Below are 18,262 nucleotides of genomic sequence, written 5' to 3'. Positions count from 1 at the left end.
GTAGCTAGAAGCTTGCAGCTGCTTCACTGCGACTTCCGGACCCGTAGGTACCATTCGGAAAGAAGCCGTACCTGTTTGTCGGTGTAGCCGCGTTCGACCATTCGAGTGACGAAGTCGTTGTGCTTTTGCTGATCCTCCTTGCTGGCCTTGGCGTTGAAGCTGATGACGGGCAGCAGGTCTTCGGTGTTGGAGAACATTTTCTTCTCGATGACCACCCGCAGTTTTTCGTAGCTGAGCCAGGTCGGGTTCTTGCCGTTGTTGTTGGCGCGGGCGCGCAATACGAAGTTGACGATCTCGTTGCGGAAATCCTTCGGATTGCTGATGCCGGCCGGCTTCTCGATTTTCTCCAGTTCTTCGTTCAGCGCGACACGGTTAAGGATCTCGCCGGTTTCCGGATCGCGGTATTCCTGATCCTGAATCCAGAAGTCCGCGTACAGCACGTAGCGGTCGAAGATGTTCTGGCCGTACTCGCTGTAAGACTCGAGGTAGGCGGTCTGGATCTCCTTGCCGATGAATTCGATATAACGCGGTGCCAGGTATTCCTTGAGATAGCGCAGATAGCGCTCGCGGGTTTCGGCCTGGAACTGTTCCTGTTCGATCTGCTGTTCCAGCACATAGAGCAAGTGCACCGGGTTGGCGGCGATTTCGTGCGGATCGAAGTTGAACACCTTGGACAGGATCTTGAAGGCGAAGCGGGTCGACAGACCATTCATGCCTTCATCGACACCTGCCGAGTCGCGGTATTCCTGAATCGACTTGGCCTTCGGATCGGTGTCCTTGAGGTTTTCGCCGTCGTAGACACGCATCTTCGAATAGATGTTGGAGTTTTCCGGCTCCTTGAGGCGCGAAAGCACGGTGAACTGGGCGAGCATCTTCAAGGTGTCTGGCGCGCAATGCGCTTTGGCCAGGGAGCTGTTGAACAGCAGTTTGTCGTAGATCTTCACCTCGTCACTGACGCGCAGGCAATACGGCACTTTGACGATGTAGATCCGGTCGATGAACGCTTCGTTGTTCTTGTTGTTGCGAAAGGTGTGCCATTCCGATTCGTTGGAGTGGGCGAGCAGGATCCCGGTAAACGGAATCGCGCCGAGGCCTTCGGTACTGTTGTAGTTGCCTTCCTGAGTAGCGGTCAGCAATGGGTGCAGCACCTTGATCGGTGCCTTGAACATTTCGACGAATTCCATCAGGCCCTGGTTGGCCCGGCACAGCGCACCGGAATAGCTGTAGGCGTCGGCGTCGTTCTGTGGGTATTCCTCGAGTTTGCGGATGTCGACCTTACCGACCAGCGCCGAGATGTCCTGGTTGTTCTCGTCACCCGGTTCGGTCTTGGCCACGGCGATCTGATTGAGGATCGACGGATACAGTTTGACCACGCGGAACTGGCTGATGTCACCGCCAAATTCGGCCAGGCGTTTGGTCGCCCATGGCGACATGATGGTGTTCAGGTAGCGCCGAGGGATGCCGAAGTCTTCTTCGAGGATCGCGCCATCTTCGGTGGCGTTGAACAGACCCAGCGGCGATTCGAATACGGGTGAGCCCTTGATTGCGTAGAAGGGCACTTTTTCGATCAACTGTTTCAGCTTCTCGGCCAGCGACGATTTACCGCCGCCGACGGGGCCGAGCAGATAGAGAATCTGTTTCTTCTCTTCCAGGCCTTGGGCGGCGTGGCGGAAATACGAGACGATCTGGTCGATGCATTCTTCCATCCCGTGGAAGTCTTCAAAGGCCGGATAGCGACGGATCACCTTGTTGGAGAAGATGCGTGACAGCCTCGAGTTGGTCGAGGTGTCGAGCAGTTCCGGTTCGCCGATGGCCAGCAATAGACGCTCGGCGGCGGAAACGTAGGCGCTACGGTCTTTCTTGCACAGCTCCAGGTACTCTTGCAGCGAGAGTTCTTCCTGGCGTGTGGACTCGAAGCGTTGTTGGAAGTGGCTAAAGATACTCATGACGTCACCTCGCTCGATACGTGGAGCCGACGCCGGATCACTCAGTCGATGCTGGCAAACAACCGTTTTGGCAGCTGTTTGTTTACCCCCCAGAACACTTCCACGATCGACAATCGTGAAAGTCACTCCCGATGACCCGTGCGCCGGTGTACCGGCTCTCCCCTGATTTGGATGGCCTGGGCTTAAGGATAGTTGGGAATTCGGGAGGTAAAGGCGAGATACGTAATTAGTTGTGGCAAGACCGTTCGTCTGCCCGCGCAGGCCCACGGCAGCCGGGGCCTGCGCGTGACAAAAAAATTATTCGGCGGTGCCTTGCGCGGTTTCTGCAGGATACGTCGTACGCCACAACTCGAAGCCGCCGTCCATGCTGTAAACGTCGGAGAAGCCTTGGCTGATCAGGTACGCCGCAGCGCCCTGGCTGGAATTACCGTGATAGCAGACGACCACAGTCGGCGCATCCAGGTCGGCGCCCTGGATGAAGGCGTGCAGCGAATGGTTGTCCAGATGCTTCGAGCCGCTGATGTGCAGCGCGGCAAAAGTCGCTGGGTCGCGCACGTCTACAACGACAGCACCTTGTTCACGCAGGGCCTGGGCCTGTTCCGGGGGGATTCGTTTGAATTCGCTCATGGCGGGTTCCTGTTACTCGGCTGAAAGCGCAGTCTAACGCGGCGCGCTGACTGGCGAAGTTTCGGGGATAAGTGGTGCGACGGTCGGGGCGAGGCCGCCGTGTTCATCGCATTTGCATGACAGGCGTTCGCCGCTGTCGACGTTCATCAGGGTCAGACTGCCGCCCCAGACACAACCGGTGTCCAGCGCCGAGATGCCTGGCTCATGGATATTGCCTTCGAGTGCCGCCCAGTGGCCGAAGATGATGCGCAGGCCTTTGGTCTTGCGCTCTCTGTGCTGGAACCAAGGTTTGTAACCGGGTGGAGCGGTGTCGAGGCCTTCCTTGCTCTTGAGGTCGAGCTTGCCTTCGGCGGTGCAGAAGCGCATGCGCGTGAAGTAGTTGGTGATGACGCGCAGGCGCGTGACGCCTTTGAGGTCGTTGTCCCATTTCGCCGGGTCGTTACCGTACATGCCGTCGAGGTAGGCGGGGAGCAGGTTGTCGTCACGCAGGGCGGTTTCGACTTCGCCGGCGCACTTCAGCGCGCGGCTCAGCGACCATTGCGGCGGAATGCCGGCGTGGACCATGGCGACATTACGCTGCTCGTCGTAGTGCATGAGCTTTTGCTGTCGCACCCATTCAAGCAATTCAGCGCAGTCCGGCGCTTCGAGAATCTCGCGCAGCGTGTCGGACTTCTTCAAGCGCTCGATATTTCTGGCCGCGGCCAGCAGATGCAGGTCGTGGTTGCCGAGTACGCAGACCAGCGATTCACGCATGCCATGCAGAAAACGCAGGGTTTCCAGTGATTGCGGGCCACGGTTGACCAGATCGCCGACCAGCCAGAGCCGATCGAGTGCCGGGTCGAACGCGACTTGCTTGAGCAGGCATTTCAGCGGTTCGAGGCAGCCTTGCAGGTCGCCGACGGCATACGTCGCCATCAGTGCAAAGATCCGGGCACGGCGAGGCGGAAGGGTTTGATGATCGCGTCAAAATGTTTGCCGTCAGTGGCGACCATTTCATAGGTGCCTTGCATGGTGCCTACCTTGGTGGTCATTACCGTGCCGCTACTGTAGGTGTGGCTCTGGCCGGCATCGATCAACGGTTGCTGACCTACTACGCCTGCACCACGCACTTCTTCGACATGGCCATCACCGTCGGTGATCACCCAGTGCCGCGACATCAGGCGTGCGGGCTGCTCGCCATTGTTCTGCACGGTGATGGTGTAGGCGAAGGCGAAGCGGTCGTGCTCGGGTTGCGATTGGTCTGCCAGATAGTGGGTAACGACGCTGACATCGACCTGGTAACGGGAATCGGACATGCAAGAGGCCTTAAACGAAGCGGAACGCGGGGCGTAGCTGATGGGGAGTCAGTCTAGGCAAGTATCGGGCAGTAAACCAGAGTGGCGTCCTGCCCGATAGCGTTCATCGTTTATCAGTCGGCGGCAGGGGAGGCCGGGACTTGTACCGCGAGCTGGTCGGCCAGACGTACGAATGCGGCCAGATCCAGTTGCTCCGGACGCAGGCTGCCATCGACGCCGGCGGCTTCGATTTCAGCGTTGCTGAGCAATTGCTTGAGGGTGTTACGCAAGGTTTTGCGACGCTGGTTGAAGGCTTCGCGCACAACGCGCTCCAGCAGCTTGTGATCCTTGGCCGGGTGTGGAAGCACGGCGTGCGGCACCAGACGAACGATCGCCGAATCAACTTTAGGTGGCGGGTTGAATGCGCCCGGGCCAACGTTGAACAGGTGCTCTACGCGGCAATGGTACTGAACCATGATCGACAGACGACCCCAGTCACCGCCGCCCGGGCCAGCGGCCAGACGCTCGACCACTTCTTTCTGCAGCATGAAATGCATGTCGCGAATGATGCCGGCGTTGTTCAGCAGATGAAAAATCAGCGGCGTGGAGATGTTGTACGGCAGGTTGCCGACCACACGCAGGCTGTTCGGCGCGGCATTGAGCGTGTTGAAGTCGAACTTTAGTGCATCACCCTGATGCAGGTTGAAGTTGCTCTTGCCGGCAAACTGCTGGTTGAGGATCGGGATCAGGTCCTTGTCCAGTTCCACGACATCGAGTTGCGCGCCGGAGTTGAGCAGGCCAGCGGTCAATGCGCCCTGGCCCGGGCCGATTTCCAGCAGACGGTCTTCAGACTTGGCACTGATGGAGCGCAGGATGCGGTCGATAACCCCGGCATCGTGCAGGAAGTTCTGGCCAAAGCGTTTGCGCGCCTTGTGTTGGTATTGCTCGGTCATAAACGGGTCTCGGCCATCTGGTAGGCGGTTTCCAGGGCGACTTGCAGGCTGCCGGTGTCGATCTTGCCGCTGCCGGCCAGATCCAGGGCGGTGCCGTGGTCGACCGAGGTGCGGATGATCGGCAGACCAAGGGTCACGTTGACGGCAGCGCCGAAGCCTTTGTACTTGAGCACAGGCAAGCCCTGGTCATGGTACATCGCCAGCACTGCATCGCAGTGCTCCAGATATTTGGGGGTAAACAGAGTGTCGGCAGGCAGCGGGCCACGAAGGTCCATGCCCTCGCCGCGCAGACGCTCTAATGTCGGTTCAATGATGTCGATTTCTTCATGGCCCAGATGGCCGCCTTCACCGGCGTGCGGGTTGAGGCCGCAGACCAGGATGCGTGGCTGGGCGATGCCGAATTTTTCTTGCAGGTCGGCGTGCAGAATCCGCGTGACCCGCTCCAGCCGTTCTGGCGTGATCGCATCGGCAATCTCGCGCAGGGGCAGGTGAGTGGTGACCAGTGCGACGCGCAAACCGCGGGTGGCGAGCATCATAACCACTTGGGCGGTGTGGGTCAGATCAGCGAGGAATTCCGTGTGCCCGGAAAAGGCGATGCCGGACTCGTTGATCACGCCCTTGTGCACAGGGGCGGTGATCATTCCGGCGAAGTCGCCGTTCAGGCAGCCGTTGCCGGCGCGGGTCAGGGTTTCGAGGACGAAAGCCGCATTGGCCTTGTCCAGGCGCCCAGCCACCACGGGGGCGCTAAGCGGAGTATCCCAGACGTACAGGCTGTTGGCGGGCGCCGGGGCATCCGGCCAACTACCAGGCGCAACATCCAGCAAAGTGACAGCCAGCCCCAGTTGCGCGGCCCGCTCAAGGAGCAGGTCGCGGCTGGTGATGGCAATCAGGGGATGTGGCTGGGCTTGCGAGGCGAGCAGCAGGCACAGGTCGGGACCGATGCCGGCTGGTTCGCCGGGTGTCAGCGCGAAACGCTGGGGTTTCACTGCGCTGCCTGGTCTGCACCAGGGAGTTTGATCTCTACGTAAGCTTCGTCACGGATCTGACGCAGCCAGGTTTGCAGCTCTTCGTCGTATTTGCGGTTACGCAGTACGGTCATGGCTTGCTGCTCGCGGGCCTGTTCGGTGCTGTCGGTGGCGCGACGGCCAAGGACTTCCAGAACGTGCCAGCCGTATTGGGTCTGGAATGGCTTGGACAGCTGACCTTGTGGGGTCTGGGCCATCACTTCGCGGAATTCCGGCACCAGTGCGTTCGGGTCGATCCAGTTGAGGTCGCCGCCGTTGAGGGCAGACCCCGGGTCTTCGGAGTAGTTTTTCGCCAGTTCGGCGAAATCTTCACCGGCCAGGATGCGGTCATACAACGATTGCACCAAGGCTTTGGTTTTGGCTTCGTCGCGGATCGGACTTGGCTTGACCAGAATGTGGCGTACATGCACTTCGTCGCGCATCTGCGCTTCGCCGCCGCGCTTGGCCAGTAGCTTGAGGATGATGAAACCACCCGGCGTGCGTGCAGGCTGAGTGATGTCGCCAACGGCCATGCTGCTCAACTCGCGGTCAAACGGCGGTGGCAATTGTGCGGCTTTACGCCAGCCCATGTCGCCGCCTTCCAGAGCGTTGTCGCTACCGGATTTGGCCACGGCCATCTGACCGAAGTCAGCGCCTTGCTTGAGTTGCTGGTAAACCTCCATGGCCTGACGGGCAGCACTCTGAATCGCGTCAGAGTTGGCGCTTTCCGGCGTCGGGATCAGGATGTTGGCCAGGTGCAGCTCTTCGGACAGTTGCATCTTGCCCAGGTCGGAGGCGAGGAAGTTCTTCACTTCCTGCTCGGAGACCTGAATGCGTTCTGCCACGCGGCGCTGACGTACGCGGCTGATGACCATTTCGCGTTTGATCTGGTCACGGGCGTCGTCGTAGGACAGACCGTCGCGAGCCAGAGCAGCACGGAATTGATCAACAGTCATGTTGTTGCGCTGAGCAATGGTGCCGACTGCCTGGTTCAATTCTTCATCGGTGATGCGGATGCCGGAACGCTCGCCAATCTGCAGTTGCAGGTTTTCGACGATCAGACGCTCGAGCACCTGTTGATCCAGTACGCCTGGAGGCGGCAGGCCGCCACCACGCTTGGCGATGGTCTGCTGAACTTCGTGGACGCGCTGGTCCAGTTGACTCTGCATGACCACGTCGTTGTCGACGATCGCTACCACTTTGTCGATGGATTGAACTGCGGCGTTAGCCGCAGTACCCAGGAACAGCGCGCCCAGCATCAGCGGGCGCAGACAATCAGAAAGCTTGGTCTTCACGTTCACGATAACCTTGAATGCCTTTGTCGAGGAAGCTCTCTACCTTGGCGCCAGTGAGGCCGCCGAGTCCCTTCAGAACAATTTGGAGGAAGATGCCATGGTCGCCTTTTTCGTTTTGCGGGGCTTCCTGGCTGAACTCGTCATAGGAAACCCAGTAACGGTTGATCAGGCGCAGTTTCCAGCAGCAGTTGTCGTACTCGAAACCACCGAAGGCTTCCAGGGTACGGTTGCGGTTGTAGTCGTACTGCCAGCGGCTGATGGCGTTCCACTGCGGAACGATCGGCCAGATGACCGAGAAGTCATGCTGCTGGATCTTGTAGTAGTCCTTCACGTAGCCAGGCTGACCAGGAGTGCCGTAGTCGCCACCACCCACTGTCCATTTACCGGTGTTCTGGTCGTAACGGATCTGGTCGTTGCGATAGCGATAACCGACGTTGATAACCTTGTTCGGGTTGTCTTCAGGCTGGTAGTGGAACATCGCGCTGCCGGAGCGCGGGCTGCGGCTGTCCGGATCCCAGTTGTAATCGGCCGTGGTGCGCCAATCGCGGTTCCAGCGGTATTCGTATTCCAGAGCGTATGGCGAGACGTTGGATTTCGCGTCGTCACGATCGTTGAATGCGATGCCAGGCAATTGAACCTTGCGATCCTTGAAGTACAACGCCTGACCAACACTGATGCGTTGACGTTCGAAACCGTTGTCTTCGATCCAGCGGCTGGTAACGCCCAGCGACAGTTTGTTCTCGTCGCCGACGCGGTCGGAGCCAGAGAAACGGTTGTCGCGGAACAGCGAAGCGTAGTTGAAGGTGTATTCGCTGGTGTCGAATACTGGAATGTCTTCCTGGTCGACCTCGGGTACATAAAGGTAGAACAGGCGTGGTTCCAGAGTCTGACGATAGTTTTTGCCAAAGTACTGGGTATTGCGGTCGAAATACAGCCCGCCGTCGATGCTGGCGATCGGTACACCACGGTTCTGGTTGCTGTCGAATTCGCCGTTGAGCTTTTTCTGTTCAGCTGTCATCGCATCAATCTGCGATTTGCCGGTGTTGTCCAGATCCAGCTGATATTGGGTGTACTGGTATTTCAGCGATGGCTTCAAGAAGCCATAGGTCCAGTTCATTGGCAGGCTGACACCCGGCTTGAGATTCAAGCGGTCGCCATTGGCACGTGCCAGACCCGTGATGTTGTTGTCCAGGCGCGACTCGGTAGTGACGCCGTCTTCCTGTACAAAGGTGCCACTTCTCAGGTCACGGTCGAAACGGACAAGCTCGGTCTCGTAATCGAAATTCAGACCTTCCGGGTGGTACGGCAGCTGACCGTTGAAGGTGATCTGCGGCAGACGGCCGTACGGCGTCAGGTTCGAAACGGTTGCGAGCTGGTATTGCTGGGCATTCAACGTGGCGGTGTACGAATCACCACGGTAGGAAACCAGACCCTGTTGGTTGACGAAGTCGCTGGACTTCACGCCAATCTGATCGGTTTGCAGGTCCTGGAAGTAGTACGGATCGCTGATCTTGGTGTAGTCAACCTGAGTGAACACACGGGAGTCGAGACCGCCCTTGTGCTGCCAGTTGTACATGTAGCGAGTCTCGTTGTAGTCGGACTGTCGCTTGCGATCATCGTCTTCATCATTGAGGTAGGCGGCACCGAACTGACCTTCACTCGACTTGGTCAGGTAACGGAATTCGCCTTCCACCAGCATGCCGCGCTTGCTCATGTAGCGCGGGTACAACGTGGCGTCATAGTTCGGCGCCAGGTTGAAGTAGTACGGTGTAACCAGCATGAAGCCGGTATCGGTGCCGCTGCCAATGGTCGGCGGCAGGAAGCCCGACTGGCGACGGTCGTCGATCGGGAAATAGATGTACGGCGTGTAAAGAATCGGAATGTCTTTTACGCGCAACGTCACGTTGGTCGCGGTACCGAAACCGGTGGCCGGGTTCAAGGTGATGTTGTTGCCCTTGAGCTGCCAGGCATTGCTGTTCGGTTCGCACGTGGTGTACGTGCCGTCCTTCAAGCGGATGATCGCGTTTTCCGCACGCTTGGCGTACAGCGCGTTGCCGCGGATACGCGATTTGTGCATCACGTATTCGGCGTTGTCGACTTTGGCTTCACCGGTGTCGAGCTGCACATCGGCATGGTCGCCAACGATCAGCGCGCCGTTGTCGCGGATGCGCACATCGCCATTGAGTTCGGCGCGGCTCTCCGCCTGATACAGGCTGGCCTCGTCGGATTCGACCTGCATGCTGCCCTGACGCAGGACGACATCGCCGGCCAGCGTACCGACTTGATCATCGGTGTTATAGCGCGAGGCTTTTGCGCCGATAAAGGTCGGTGCATCGCTTTTGTTCGTCTTGTCATTCATGCCAGGACGAATCGGTTCGATATAGGCACCAGAGCAGTAAGGCCCGGTCTCGGCCAGTTGGGCGGCGGTGAGTTTCTCGCGCGGAACCCAGTCGAGGTGACTGAAGTCTTCGCTACGGGATTTCAGACCGCGGCCTTTGGCTTCGGTGACGAGTGCCGTTTTAGGGGCTGTGTCGGCAACCGAACCGTTCTCGGTCGCGGCTTCGCCGGTAGCGCTGACGGCACTGCCGTCATGCACCGGACGCGGCGGCAACGCAGCAGCGGTTGATTTGGGCGCACAGGCCCAACCACCCGAAGCCGAGACGGAGCAGTCATACTGCTCGGCGGCAACAACGAATTGACTGGCCAGAGGTTGCATAGCCAGCAGACTGCCGGTTACCAACAACGGAAATTTTTTACGAAACGCGGGGGATTTCAATGCCATCTTATTAGTCCGGGCTTCCTGCGTGCCATCTGCCCGCGGTGTGGGCCGCACGCCTCTCGATGGTCTGAAAAAGATGCTGGATAATAAAGCATGACCCGCTTGACGGCTAGCGCCGTCGGAGACCCTTGCAATGCCTGATCAAGATGTACGCTTGCAACACCTGAAAGTTTGGCTCGATGAGCAGTTGGCAATCCTGTTTGCAGATCAGGGCTGGGGCACCGTGCCCCCGGCCACGTTGACCGCGGCCAGCAGCGACGCGAGCTTTCGCCGTTACTTCCGCTGGGAAGGGGAGGGTCGCAGCTTTGTCGTAATGGATGCACCGCCGCCCCAGGAAAACTGCAAACCGTTCGTGGATATCGCCTTTTTGCTGGCGAAATCCGGAATAAATGTGCCGAAAATTTATGCCGAAGACCTCGATCGCGGATTTCTTTTGCTCAATGACCTGGGCAGCAAGACCTATCTCGACGTGATCGATGGCGAAAATGCCGATCAATTGTTCAACGATGCCCTGCAAGCGCTGCTGGCTTTTCAGCAGTTGCCGATGGTTGCACCGTTGCCGAGTTACGACGTTGCGTTGCTGCGCCGTGAGCTGGAACTGTTTCCCGAGTGGTACGTGAAGCGCGAACTCGGCGTCGAGTTCGATTCAATTCAGCAACAACAATGGCAACAAGTCAGCAATCTGCTGATCGACAGCGCCCTGGCCCAGCCGAAAGTGCTGGTTCACCGCGACTACATGCCGCGCAACCTGATGCTCAGCGAGCCGAATCCCGGCGTGCTGGATTTCCAGGATGCGGTTTACGGCCCGGTGACCTACGACGTGACTTGTCTGTTCAAGGACGCCTTCCTCAGCTGGCCTGAAGAACGCGTACGTGGCTGGCTGGAAAGTTATTGGCAACAAGCCTCGGCGCTGAATATTCCGGTGCAGCCGGACTTCGAAGATTTCCAGCGCGCCAGCGACCTGATGGGCGTGCAGCGTCACCTGAAAGTCATTGGCATCTTTGCGCGCATCTGCCATCGCGATGGCAAGCCGCGTTATCTGGCCGACGTACCGCGCTTCTTCTCTTATATAGAGGCAGTGATCGGGCGTCGTCCGGAACTGGCGGAGCTGCAAACGCTGCTCACCAGCCTGCGGGGTGGAGCAACAGCATGAAGGCAATGATTCTGGCTGCAGGCAAAGGCGAGCGCATGCGCCCGCTGACCCTGACCACGCCGAAACCGCTGGTGCGTGCCGGCGGCGTTCCTCTGATCGAATACCACCTGCGTGCCCTCGCGGCGGCCGGCTTCAACGAGATCGTGATCAATCACGCCTGGCTCGGTCAGCAGATCGAAGATTATCTGGGCGACGGTTCGCAGTTTGGCGTGAGCATTCAGTATTCGCCGGAAGGTGAACCGCTGGAAACCGGCGGCGGGATTTTCCGGGCGCTGCCGTTGCTTGGCGATGACGCGTTTCTGGTGGTCAACGGTGATATCTGGACCGATTACGACTTCAGCGTCCTGCACCAGCCGATCACCGGTCTGGCGCATCTGGTGCTGGCGGACAACCCGGCGCATCACCCGAGTGGAGATTTCACTTTGGTCGATGGCAAGGTGCACGACGGTCAGCCGGACGCTGCAACCCTGACCTACAGCGGCATCGCGGTGCTGCATCCTCAGTTGTTCGACGGCTGCGCCGACGGTGCTTTCAAACTGGCACCGCTGTTGCGCAACGCCATGGCGGCTGGCGAAGTCACGGGCGAGCGTCTGAAAGGTCACTGGGTCGATGTTGGTACGCACGAGCGTCTGGCAGAAGCTGAAACCTTGATAGAAGCGAGTCGCTGACATGTTGTGGCCAGGGACTCTGATTGGAGCCGGAGCGGGTTTTGCGATAGCCAGCATTCCGGGGGCCATGCTTGGGGCATTGTTGGGGCAAGCGCTGGATCGGCGTCTGCACTTGCAGAGCTGGGGGCATTTGCGGGAAAAACTCGGCGGCCGGCCGATGCTGCGCAACGATGAGTTGCTGTTTGTGCTGCTCGGCCGTCTGGCCAAGAGCGACGGTCGGGTCACCGACGGGCACATCCAGCAGGCGCGCAACGAGATGCGTGCGCTGGAAATGAGTGAGCCGGCAACTCGTCGGGCGATTGCCGCGTTCAATCGCGGCAAGTCCGGCAGTGACAGTCTGCGCGGTTATCTGCGGCGTCTGAGTACGCAACCGCATGCTGCCGAAGGCGTATTGCGCGCCTGCTGGCGAATGGTCTGGGCCGATGGTCGCGCGGGCGTCAGTGAACGTGAGTTGCTGGCGCAGTGGGGCAAGTGGCTGGGCTGGACGGCGCATCAGGTGCAGGCCTTGGCCAACGATTACGAGCCGGGCAAGCGGCCGATCGTCAGCGCGGCGGTAAGCTATCAAGAGGCGATGCGCTTGCTCGGCGTGTCGGCGGCCAGTGAGCCGGCGCAGATCAAGCGCGCTTATCGGCGCCTGCTCAGTCGTCATCACCCGGACAAGATTGCCGGTACGGGGGCGACGCCAGCGCAGGTGCGGGAGGCGACCGATAAAACCCGCGAGCTGCACAATGCCTACACGTTGATTCGTGAGCGGCGGGATTTTCGCTAGTCGTTAGCGCTGTGTTGCCGGTGATGGCCCCTTCGCGAGCAGGCTCGCTCCCACAATGGATTGTGTACGCAGATCCAATGTGGGAGCGAGCCTGCTCGCGAAGGGGGCGACGCGATTTACCGATCAGTCCGGGTTCTGCGGATTCAACCAGCCACGCACCCGGCGGAACAATTGCTCCTGTTCAGCCTTGTTATCCGGCAAGGCCTTGAGTGCGACCTGGCTGAACGCCGATGTCTTCAAGCGCTTGCTCGCCTGCATGCGCTCCAGCGCTGCGTTGCGATCAAGCGGCTTGTCCATGTAGAAAATATCCGCGGTCGGCAATTTCAATGTCGGTGTCAGTTCCGCCAATGCCGGTTTGGCTTTGGCCGGTGCTTGCGCATCGACCATGACAAATTTTTCGATCTGCGCGGTTTGTTTTTCAGTCAAATAGCGCGCGGCCCAATAGGCACCGGTGCCGTGGCCGAGTACGACAATGCTGCGTGCACTTTGCTGTTCGGCGTAGCCAATCGCCGCGTCGATCCGCGCGAAGATACGCTCGGCATCGGCCTTGGCTTGTTCTTCGGTGGTCTCGGCAACGACCTGCTCGGCGACTTCGGCTTCACCGCCCGCCGCCTGTTCGATTGGCTGCGCGGTGGTGGCGTCCTTGCTGCCGCTTTCCGGTGCCTTCGGCGCGGCAGCTGCTTCGACGACGCGCGGGGCAATGGCATCGCTTTGCAGATCAGGCAGCGTGATGCTCAGGCTGCTCCAGTCGGCGTTAGGCAGTTTTTGTCGCAATGGGCCGATCGCCTGTGGCCAGTCAGCGGTTTCGCCAGCGCCAGGGATGATGATCACCGCGCCTTTGGGCTCGGCGGTGTTGGCCGGTTTCCACAGGGCGAGAAAGGTGTCGCTGCCGGCCTGTAATTGTTGCTGTTCTTGCGCCGGGACCTTACGTTGCAGTGCGGCGGCTTCTTCCTGACTACGCTCAAGCAGTGGCTGGCGTTCGGCGGGTTTTTCTTCGGCCGGTTTTTCTGCGGTGGCGGCAGGTGCCGGATCGGCGGCTTCGACGGAAAACGCACAAGGCAGAATCAGCGACAGGCACAATGCTGGCATTGCCAGGCGGTAGACAGAGGGCATCGGTTATTCCAGGCCAGAAAGTATCCCGGCAGCCTAATGGGTTGGTCAGAATTTGTCAGTGTATGAGACTTCAATGAAGCGATTTTGCTGCCTGTGGGTTATCGGCTGTTTATGGTTTCCCTTGATGGGCTGGGCGGCGCCTGCGCCGCCGTCACATCTCGCACAGTTGTCGGCGGGCCAGCAGCAGTGGCTGGCGCAGCACAATGAATTGCGTGTTGGTCTGGTGTTGCAAGCCCCTTATGCGCAATACGACCGGCGCCTGCAACGGTTGTCCGGGGCCAACGTCGAATTGATGAAGTTGTTGGCGAAAACGCTCAATGTCGAACTGAGCTGGCGCAACTTTCAGGATCTCGCGCAACTGGAAACCGCGGTGCGCGAGGGCGAGATCGATATCGCGCCGGGCCTGAGTCAAACCCCGAGTGCGCTGCGTCTGTGGCAGTTTTCCGATCCGTACATGCGCGTGCCGCAATTGGTCGTCAGCGATCAGAAGGCCAGTGGCGTGGTCGATCTGGAGAAACTCGATAGCCAGGTCCGTGTCGCTGTGCGCATGCCCAGTACCACCGCCGACTATCTGCGCGGCAACTATCCGCATCTGAACCTGCAAGGCGTGCCGCTCGAACGTCAGGCCTTGCAGTTGCTGTTGAGTCAGCAGGCCGCTTACGCCGTAGTCGATGAGGCGCAGCTCGGACGCTTGTCGGTAGAACCGGAGTTCGCCGAACTGGTGGTGGTCGGCGATATCGGCCTGCCGCAACTGCTGCGAGTCGGCTCGCGCCGCGATTGGCCAGAGTTGGCCGGCATCGTGCAAAGTGCGCTGCGCGCGATCCCGGCCAAGGATCTCGAGCAACTGCACAATCAATGGCTGCAACCGAAATATCCACGACTGTCGGAGTCGCCGGGGTTCTGGCAGAACCTCAGCCTGTTGTTCGCGGTAATGCTGTTGAGTTGTGTCGCGATCGTGTTCTGGCAGCGCCGCCAACAGCACAGTCTCGAACAGCGACTGCTGGCCGCCCGGGAAGACATCGCCTTGCGCGCGGCCAGCGAAGAAGCGCTGCGGTTGACGCAGTTCTCCATTGATCAAAGCACCGTCGGCATCCTCTGGGTCAACTGGGACAGCCATGTGCGCTACGCCAACCGTGCAGCCGAAGTCATGCTCGGTTACCCCTCGGGTGGGTTGATCGAGCGACCGCTGATCGACTTCGAGCCGGGCCTGCACATGGATCGCTGGCTCAACCTGTGGAAGCGCGCGCGCGCCAGTGAAGAAGGGCCGTTGAGTTTCGAGACCAGTTGCGTGCGTGCCGATGGCAGTGTTTTGCCGGCGGATGTCTCGCTGAGTTTCTTGCGTTTTCGTGACAGTGAGTATCTGGTGGTTTATCTCACCGACGTCACCGAGCGCCGTCGCGCCGTGGCGGCGTTGCAGGAAAGCGAGGCGCGTCTGCAGGGCATCGCCGCCAACGTACCGGGACTGGTGTTCCGTCTGGAGCGCGCGCCGGTGACCGGGCAGATCGACTTTGCCTACATCAGTGAAGGCAGCGAAAGTCTGGTCGGCTACGCACCGGCCGTCATCGCTCATCGCGACATGGGTCTGCGCAGTCTGGTGCATCCGGATGACAAGGCCAGTTACCACCGCACCCAGGATCAGGCGCTGGACACCGACAGCGACTGGTCATGGCAGGGCCGAATCCTCACGCGTCAGGGCGAGCAGCGCTGGGCCGAGATCAAGGCGATCACCCGGCAACTGGAGGATGGCGCCTACGTGTGGGACGGCATCGTTTGGGACATCACCGAGAGCAAGCGTATCGAGCTGGAGCTGGCCGCCTCCCGTGAGCAACTGCGCGAACTGTCGGCGCATCTTGAGAGCGTGCGTGAAGAAGAGAAGGCGCGAATTGCCCGCGAGGTTCACGATGAATTGGGGCAGATGCTCACGGTGCTGAAACTGGAAACATCGATGTGCGAACTGGCCTACGCGCAACTCGATCCCGGTCTTAACGAACGCCTCAACAGCATGAAACGCTTGATCGCCCAGTTGTTTCAGTTGGTGCGCGATGTGGCGACGGCGCTGCGGCCACCGATTCTCGATGCCGGGATTGCGTCGGCGATCGAATGGCAGGCGCGGCGGTTTGAAGCGCGGACGCAGATTCCGTGTCTGGTGCAGGTGCCGGACAATCTTCCGGCGCTCAGTGATGCCAAGGCGATTGGCCTGTTCCGGATCCTGCAGGAGGCGCTGACCAATGTGATGCGCCATGCTCAGGCGCATACTGTGGAACTGACGCTGGCGCTGGAAGGCGACGAATTGTGTCTGACTGTCAGTGATGATGGCGTAGGATTTGTCGCCGCTGCCGGTCGGCCGACTTCGTTTGGACTGGTTGGCATGCGCGAGCGGGTGCTGATCATGGGCGGGCGGTTGACGCTGGAGAGTGAACCGGGGGAGGGCACCAGTCTGATGGTGCGGGTGCCGGTGAGTGAGGTCTGAAAGTCTGTAGTGTTTGGGCTGACGCTATCGCGAGCAGGCTCACTCCTACAGGGAATGGTGTGTACCTGAAATCTGGAGAAAAGATTTGATCCGTGTACTGGTAGCCGAAGACCACACCATCGTCCGCGAGGGCATCAAGCAATTGATCGGCCTGGCCAAGGATCTGCAAGTGGTGGGCGAGGCGAGCAATGGCGAGCAACTGCTCGAAACCTTGCGTAGCGTGCCATGCGAAGTGGTCTTGCTCGACATCTCCATGCCCGGCGTCAATGGCCTCGAAGCAATCCCGCGCATCCGTGCGTTGAACAATCCGCCAGCAATTCTGGTGCTGTCGATGCACGACGAAGCGCAGATGGCCGCGCGGGCGCTGAAGGTTGGCGCGGCCGGGTATGCGACCAAGGACAGTGATCCGGCGCTGTTGCTCACCGCCATTCGTAAAGTCGCGGCCGGCGGGCGATACATTGATCCGGATCTGGCGGATCGCATGGTGTTTGAAGTCGGTCTGACTGATGCGCGGCCGCTGCATTCGTTGTTGTCCGAACGCGAGTTCTCGGTGTTCGAACGCCTGGCCCAAGGCGCCAACGTCAACGACATCGCCCAGCAACTGGCCCTGAGCAGCAAGACCATCAGCACCCACAAAGCGCGGCTGATGCAGAAACTCAACATCACCTCGCTGGCCGAACTGGTCAAATACGCGATGGAACACAAACTTCTCTGATCAGCACTGTTCCCCTGTGGGAGCGAGCCTGCTCGCGAAAGCGGTGTAACAGTCACCGAATAAGCTGAATGACCCACCGCATTCGCGAGCAGGCTCGCTCCCACAAGGGATCTGCTTTGGATCCGGATTGTGCGCATATCCCTAAGCGACACGCGTTTTTGCCATTGCATGTGGCTCGCAGCTTGTCGCTTGTCACTGCCTTATCCATCAGCGCCATCCTTGTAGGGCAATCCCTACCCCCAACCTTCCATCCGGCTGAGGCGATTCTCTCCTGCGCCCCGATTTGCGTGCCTGTCAGCAACCACTAGGCTTAATCCACAAGCAGTCATCAACAACAAAGGTGTGGGTATGAGCCAGGTCGATACAAACGCAGGGGCCAGTGATGTACTGGTCAGCTTTCGTGGAGTGCAGAAGAGCTACGACGGCGAGAACCTGATCGTCAAAGACCTCAACCTGGACATTCGCAAAGGCGAATTTCTCACCCTGCTCGGGCCGTCCGGTTCCGGCAAGACCACCAGCCTGATGATGCTCGCCGGTTTCGAAACACCAACCGCCGGTGAAATTCTGCTGGCCGGGCGCTCGATCAACAACGTGCCGCCGCACAAACGCGACATCGGCATGGTGTTCCAGAACTACGCGTTGTTCCCGCACATGACCGTAGCGGAAAACCTCGCGTTCCCTCTGACCGTCCGTGGCCTGAACAAAAGCGACGTCAGCGACCGTGTGAAAAAAGTCCTCAGCATGGTTCAGCTCGACGCGTTCGCCTCGCGCTATCCGGCGCAGTTGTCCGGTGGTCAGCAACAACGTGTGGCATTGGCCCGCGCGCTGGTGTTCGAACCGCAACTGGTGCTGATGGACGAACCCCTCGGCGCCCTCGACAAACAACTGCGTGAACACATGCAGATGGAAATCAAACACCTGCACCAGCGCCTCGGCGTGACCGTGGTCTACGTGACCCACGATCAGGGTGAAGCGCTGACCATGTCCGATCGTGTTGCGGTATTCCATCAGGGTGAAATCCAGCAGATCGCCCCGCCGCGCACCCTTTACGAAGAACCGAAAAATACCTTCGTCGCCAATTTCATCGGCGAAAACAACCGCCTCAACGGCCGCTTGCTCAGCCAGAGCGGCGAGCGTTGCGTGGTCGAGTTGGGTCGTGGCGAAAAGGTCGAGGCGCTGGCGGTCAATGTCGGCCAGACCGGCGAACCGGTGACCCTGTCGATCCGTCCGGAGCGCGTCAGCCTCAACGGTTCGAGCGATCAATGCGTTAACCGCTTCTCAGGGAGGGTGGCGGAATTCATCTATCTGGGCGACCACGTCCGGGTGCGCCTGGAAGTCTGCGGCAAGACCGACTTCTTCGTGAAACAACCGATTGCCGAGCTCGATCCAGCGCTCGCGGTCGGTGACGTGGTACCGCTTGGCTGGCAGGTCGAGCACGTTCGCGCGCTTGACCCGCTTTTAGAGGCGAACTGATCGCCCCGGCAATACCAACACCA

Annotated in this window: 15 protein-coding genes; 6 read left to right on the top strand and 9 right to left on the bottom strand. The window is 59.6% G+C overall.

The window, feature by feature from the left end:
* Positions 1–23: 23 nt before the first annotated feature.
* The 8 genes from AB4N44_RS14560 to AB4N44_RS14525 form a co-directional block, all read right to left on the bottom strand.
* A complete protein-coding gene (locus AB4N44_RS14560) occupies positions 24–1,946 on the bottom strand; it encodes a PrkA family serine protein kinase (protein ID WP_007910115.1) in 1,923 nt (640 codons plus the stop codon).
* Positions 1,947–2,243: 297 nt separating this feature from the next.
* Positions 2,244–2,573 carry a thiosulfate sulfurtransferase GlpE gene (gene glpE / locus AB4N44_RS14555; protein ID WP_016983139.1) on the bottom strand — a complete coding sequence of 110 codons (330 nt, stop codon included), beginning with the start codon at positions 2,571–2,573 and terminating at the stop codon, positions 2,244–2,246.
* Positions 2,574–2,606: 33 nt separating this feature from the next.
* Positions 2,607–3,488, bottom strand: coding sequence for a symmetrical bis(5'-nucleosyl)-tetraphosphatase (locus AB4N44_RS14550; protein ID WP_160042072.1), 882 nt, complete (start codon positions 3,486–3,488; stop codon positions 2,607–2,609).
* Positions 3,488–3,868 carry a Co2+/Mg2+ efflux protein ApaG gene (gene apaG / locus AB4N44_RS14545; RefSeq protein ID WP_160042070.1) on the bottom strand — a complete coding sequence of 127 codons (381 nt, stop codon included), beginning with the start codon at positions 3,866–3,868 and terminating at the stop codon, positions 3,488–3,490. The genes AB4N44_RS14550 and apaG overlap by 1 nt, the downstream gene beginning before the upstream one ends.
* A 113-nt stretch (positions 3,869–3,981) precedes the next feature.
* Positions 3,982–4,800, bottom strand: coding sequence for a 16S rRNA (adenine(1518)-N(6)/adenine(1519)-N(6))-dimethyltransferase RsmA (gene rsmA, locus AB4N44_RS14540; RefSeq protein ID WP_095122616.1), 819 nt, complete (start codon positions 4,798–4,800; stop codon positions 3,982–3,984).
* The gene (gene pdxA / locus AB4N44_RS14535; protein ID WP_460108621.1) at positions 4,797–5,786 is read right to left on the bottom strand and encodes a 4-hydroxythreonine-4-phosphate dehydrogenase PdxA; all 990 of its coding nucleotides are present in this window, start codon (positions 5,784–5,786) and stop codon (positions 4,797–4,799) included. Before pdxA ends, rsmA begins: the two co-directional genes overlap by 4 nt.
* Positions 5,783–7,105 (bottom strand): peptidylprolyl isomerase SurA, encoded by a 1,323-nt coding sequence (gene surA, locus AB4N44_RS14530; RefSeq protein WP_177413886.1) that lies wholly within the window; start codon positions 7,103–7,105, stop codon positions 5,783–5,785. Before surA ends, pdxA begins: the two co-directional genes overlap by 4 nt.
* Complete coding sequence (locus tag AB4N44_RS14525; RefSeq protein WP_127929995.1) at positions 7,080–9,881, bottom strand: LPS-assembly protein LptD; 2,802 nt, start codon at positions 9,879–9,881, stop codon at positions 7,080–7,082. The genes surA and AB4N44_RS14525 overlap by 26 nt, the downstream gene beginning before the upstream one ends.
* 130 nt (positions 9,882–10,011) lie before the next feature.
* Here AB4N44_RS14525 and AB4N44_RS14520 point away from each other — a divergent pair, with 130 nt between their 5' ends.
* The 3 genes from AB4N44_RS14520 to AB4N44_RS14510 are packed head-to-tail and all read left to right on the top strand — an operon-like array spanning position 10,012 to position 12,468.
* Positions 10,012–11,031, top strand: a complete 1,020-nt coding sequence (locus AB4N44_RS14520) for an aminoglycoside phosphotransferase family protein (RefSeq protein ID WP_460108623.1) — start codon at positions 10,012–10,014, stop codon at positions 11,029–11,031.
* Positions 11,028–11,699 carry an N-acetylmuramate alpha-1-phosphate uridylyltransferase MurU gene (murU, locus tag AB4N44_RS14515; protein ID WP_127929993.1) on the top strand — a complete coding sequence of 224 codons (672 nt, stop codon included), beginning with the start codon at positions 11,028–11,030 and terminating at the stop codon, positions 11,697–11,699. Before AB4N44_RS14520 ends, murU begins: the two co-directional genes overlap by 4 nt.
* Before the next feature lies 1 nt (position 11,700).
* Positions 11,701–12,468 carry a TerB family tellurite resistance protein gene (locus tag AB4N44_RS14510; RefSeq protein WP_460108624.1) on the top strand — a complete coding sequence of 256 codons (768 nt, stop codon included), beginning with the start codon at positions 11,701–11,703 and terminating at the stop codon, positions 12,466–12,468.
* A gap of 123 nt (positions 12,469–12,591) precedes the next feature.
* Here AB4N44_RS14510 and AB4N44_RS14505 read toward each other — a convergent pair whose 3' ends face one another.
* Positions 12,592–13,581, bottom strand: coding sequence for an alpha/beta hydrolase family protein (locus AB4N44_RS14505; protein ID WP_316917197.1), 990 nt, complete (start codon positions 13,579–13,581; stop codon positions 12,592–12,594).
* Between the two features lie 73 nt (positions 13,582–13,654).
* Between AB4N44_RS14505 and AB4N44_RS14500 the strand changes: the two genes are divergently transcribed.
* From AB4N44_RS14500 to AB4N44_RS14490, 3 genes are all read left to right on the top strand, one after another.
* Positions 13,655–16,051: a PAS domain-containing sensor histidine kinase gene (locus AB4N44_RS14500; RefSeq protein WP_316917196.1), complete on the top strand. Its 2,397-nt coding sequence runs from the start codon at positions 13,655–13,657 to the stop codon at positions 16,049–16,051.
* An 85-nt stretch (positions 16,052–16,136) separates the two neighbouring features.
* On the top strand, positions 16,137–16,766 hold the full coding sequence (locus tag AB4N44_RS14495) for a response regulator (RefSeq protein ID WP_116028308.1): 630 nt from the start codon (positions 16,137–16,139) through the stop codon (positions 16,764–16,766).
* Between the two features lie 348 nt (positions 16,767–17,114).
* The gene (locus tag AB4N44_RS14490; protein WP_038363353.1) at positions 17,115–18,239 is read left to right on the top strand and encodes an ABC transporter ATP-binding protein; all 1,125 of its coding nucleotides are present in this window, start codon (positions 17,115–17,117) and stop codon (positions 18,237–18,239) included.
* Positions 18,240–18,262: the final 23 nt, after the last annotated feature.

Source organism: Pseudomonas sp. S3_C06, assembly GCF_054667675.1.
Note: the sequence above shows the minus strand (reverse complement) of the source record. Positions and strands in the feature narration are given on the sequence as shown.

Coding starts and splice junctions, on each gene's coding strand:
- AB4N44_RS14560 (WP_007910115.1), bottom strand. CDS start 1,946: ATGAGTATCTTTAGCCACTTCCAACAACGCTTCGAGTCCACACGCCAG.
- glpE (WP_016983139.1), bottom strand. CDS start 2,573: ATGAGCGAATTCAAACGAATCCCCCCGGAACAGGCCCAGGCCCTGCGT.
- AB4N44_RS14550 (WP_160042072.1), bottom strand. CDS start 3,488: ATGGCGACGTATGCCGTCGGCGACCTGCAAGGCTGCCTCGAACCGCTG.
- apaG (WP_160042070.1), bottom strand. CDS start 3,868: ATGTCCGATTCCCGTTACCAGGTCGATGTCAGCGTCGTTACCCACTAT.
- rsmA (WP_095122616.1), bottom strand. CDS start 4,800: ATGACCGAGCAATACCAACACAAGGCGCGCAAACGCTTTGGCCAGAAC.
- AB4N44_RS14525 (WP_127929995.1), bottom strand. CDS start 9,881: ATGGCATTGAAATCCCCCGCGTTTCGTAAAAAATTTCCGTTGTTGGTA.
- AB4N44_RS14520 (WP_460108623.1), top strand. CDS start 10,012: ATGCCTGATCAAGATGTACGCTTGCAACACCTGAAAGTTTGGCTCGAT.
- murU (WP_127929993.1), top strand. CDS start 11,028: ATGAAGGCAATGATTCTGGCTGCAGGCAAAGGCGAGCGCATGCGCCCG.
- AB4N44_RS14510 (WP_460108624.1), top strand. CDS start 11,701: ATGTTGTGGCCAGGGACTCTGATTGGAGCCGGAGCGGGTTTTGCGATA.
- AB4N44_RS14505 (WP_316917197.1), bottom strand. CDS start 13,581: ATGCCCTCTGTCTACCGCCTGGCAATGCCAGCATTGTGCCTGTCGCTG.
- AB4N44_RS14500 (WP_316917196.1), top strand. CDS start 13,655: ATGAAGCGATTTTGCTGCCTGTGGGTTATCGGCTGTTTATGGTTTCCC.
- AB4N44_RS14490 (WP_038363353.1), top strand. CDS start 17,115: ATGAGCCAGGTCGATACAAACGCAGGGGCCAGTGATGTACTGGTCAGC.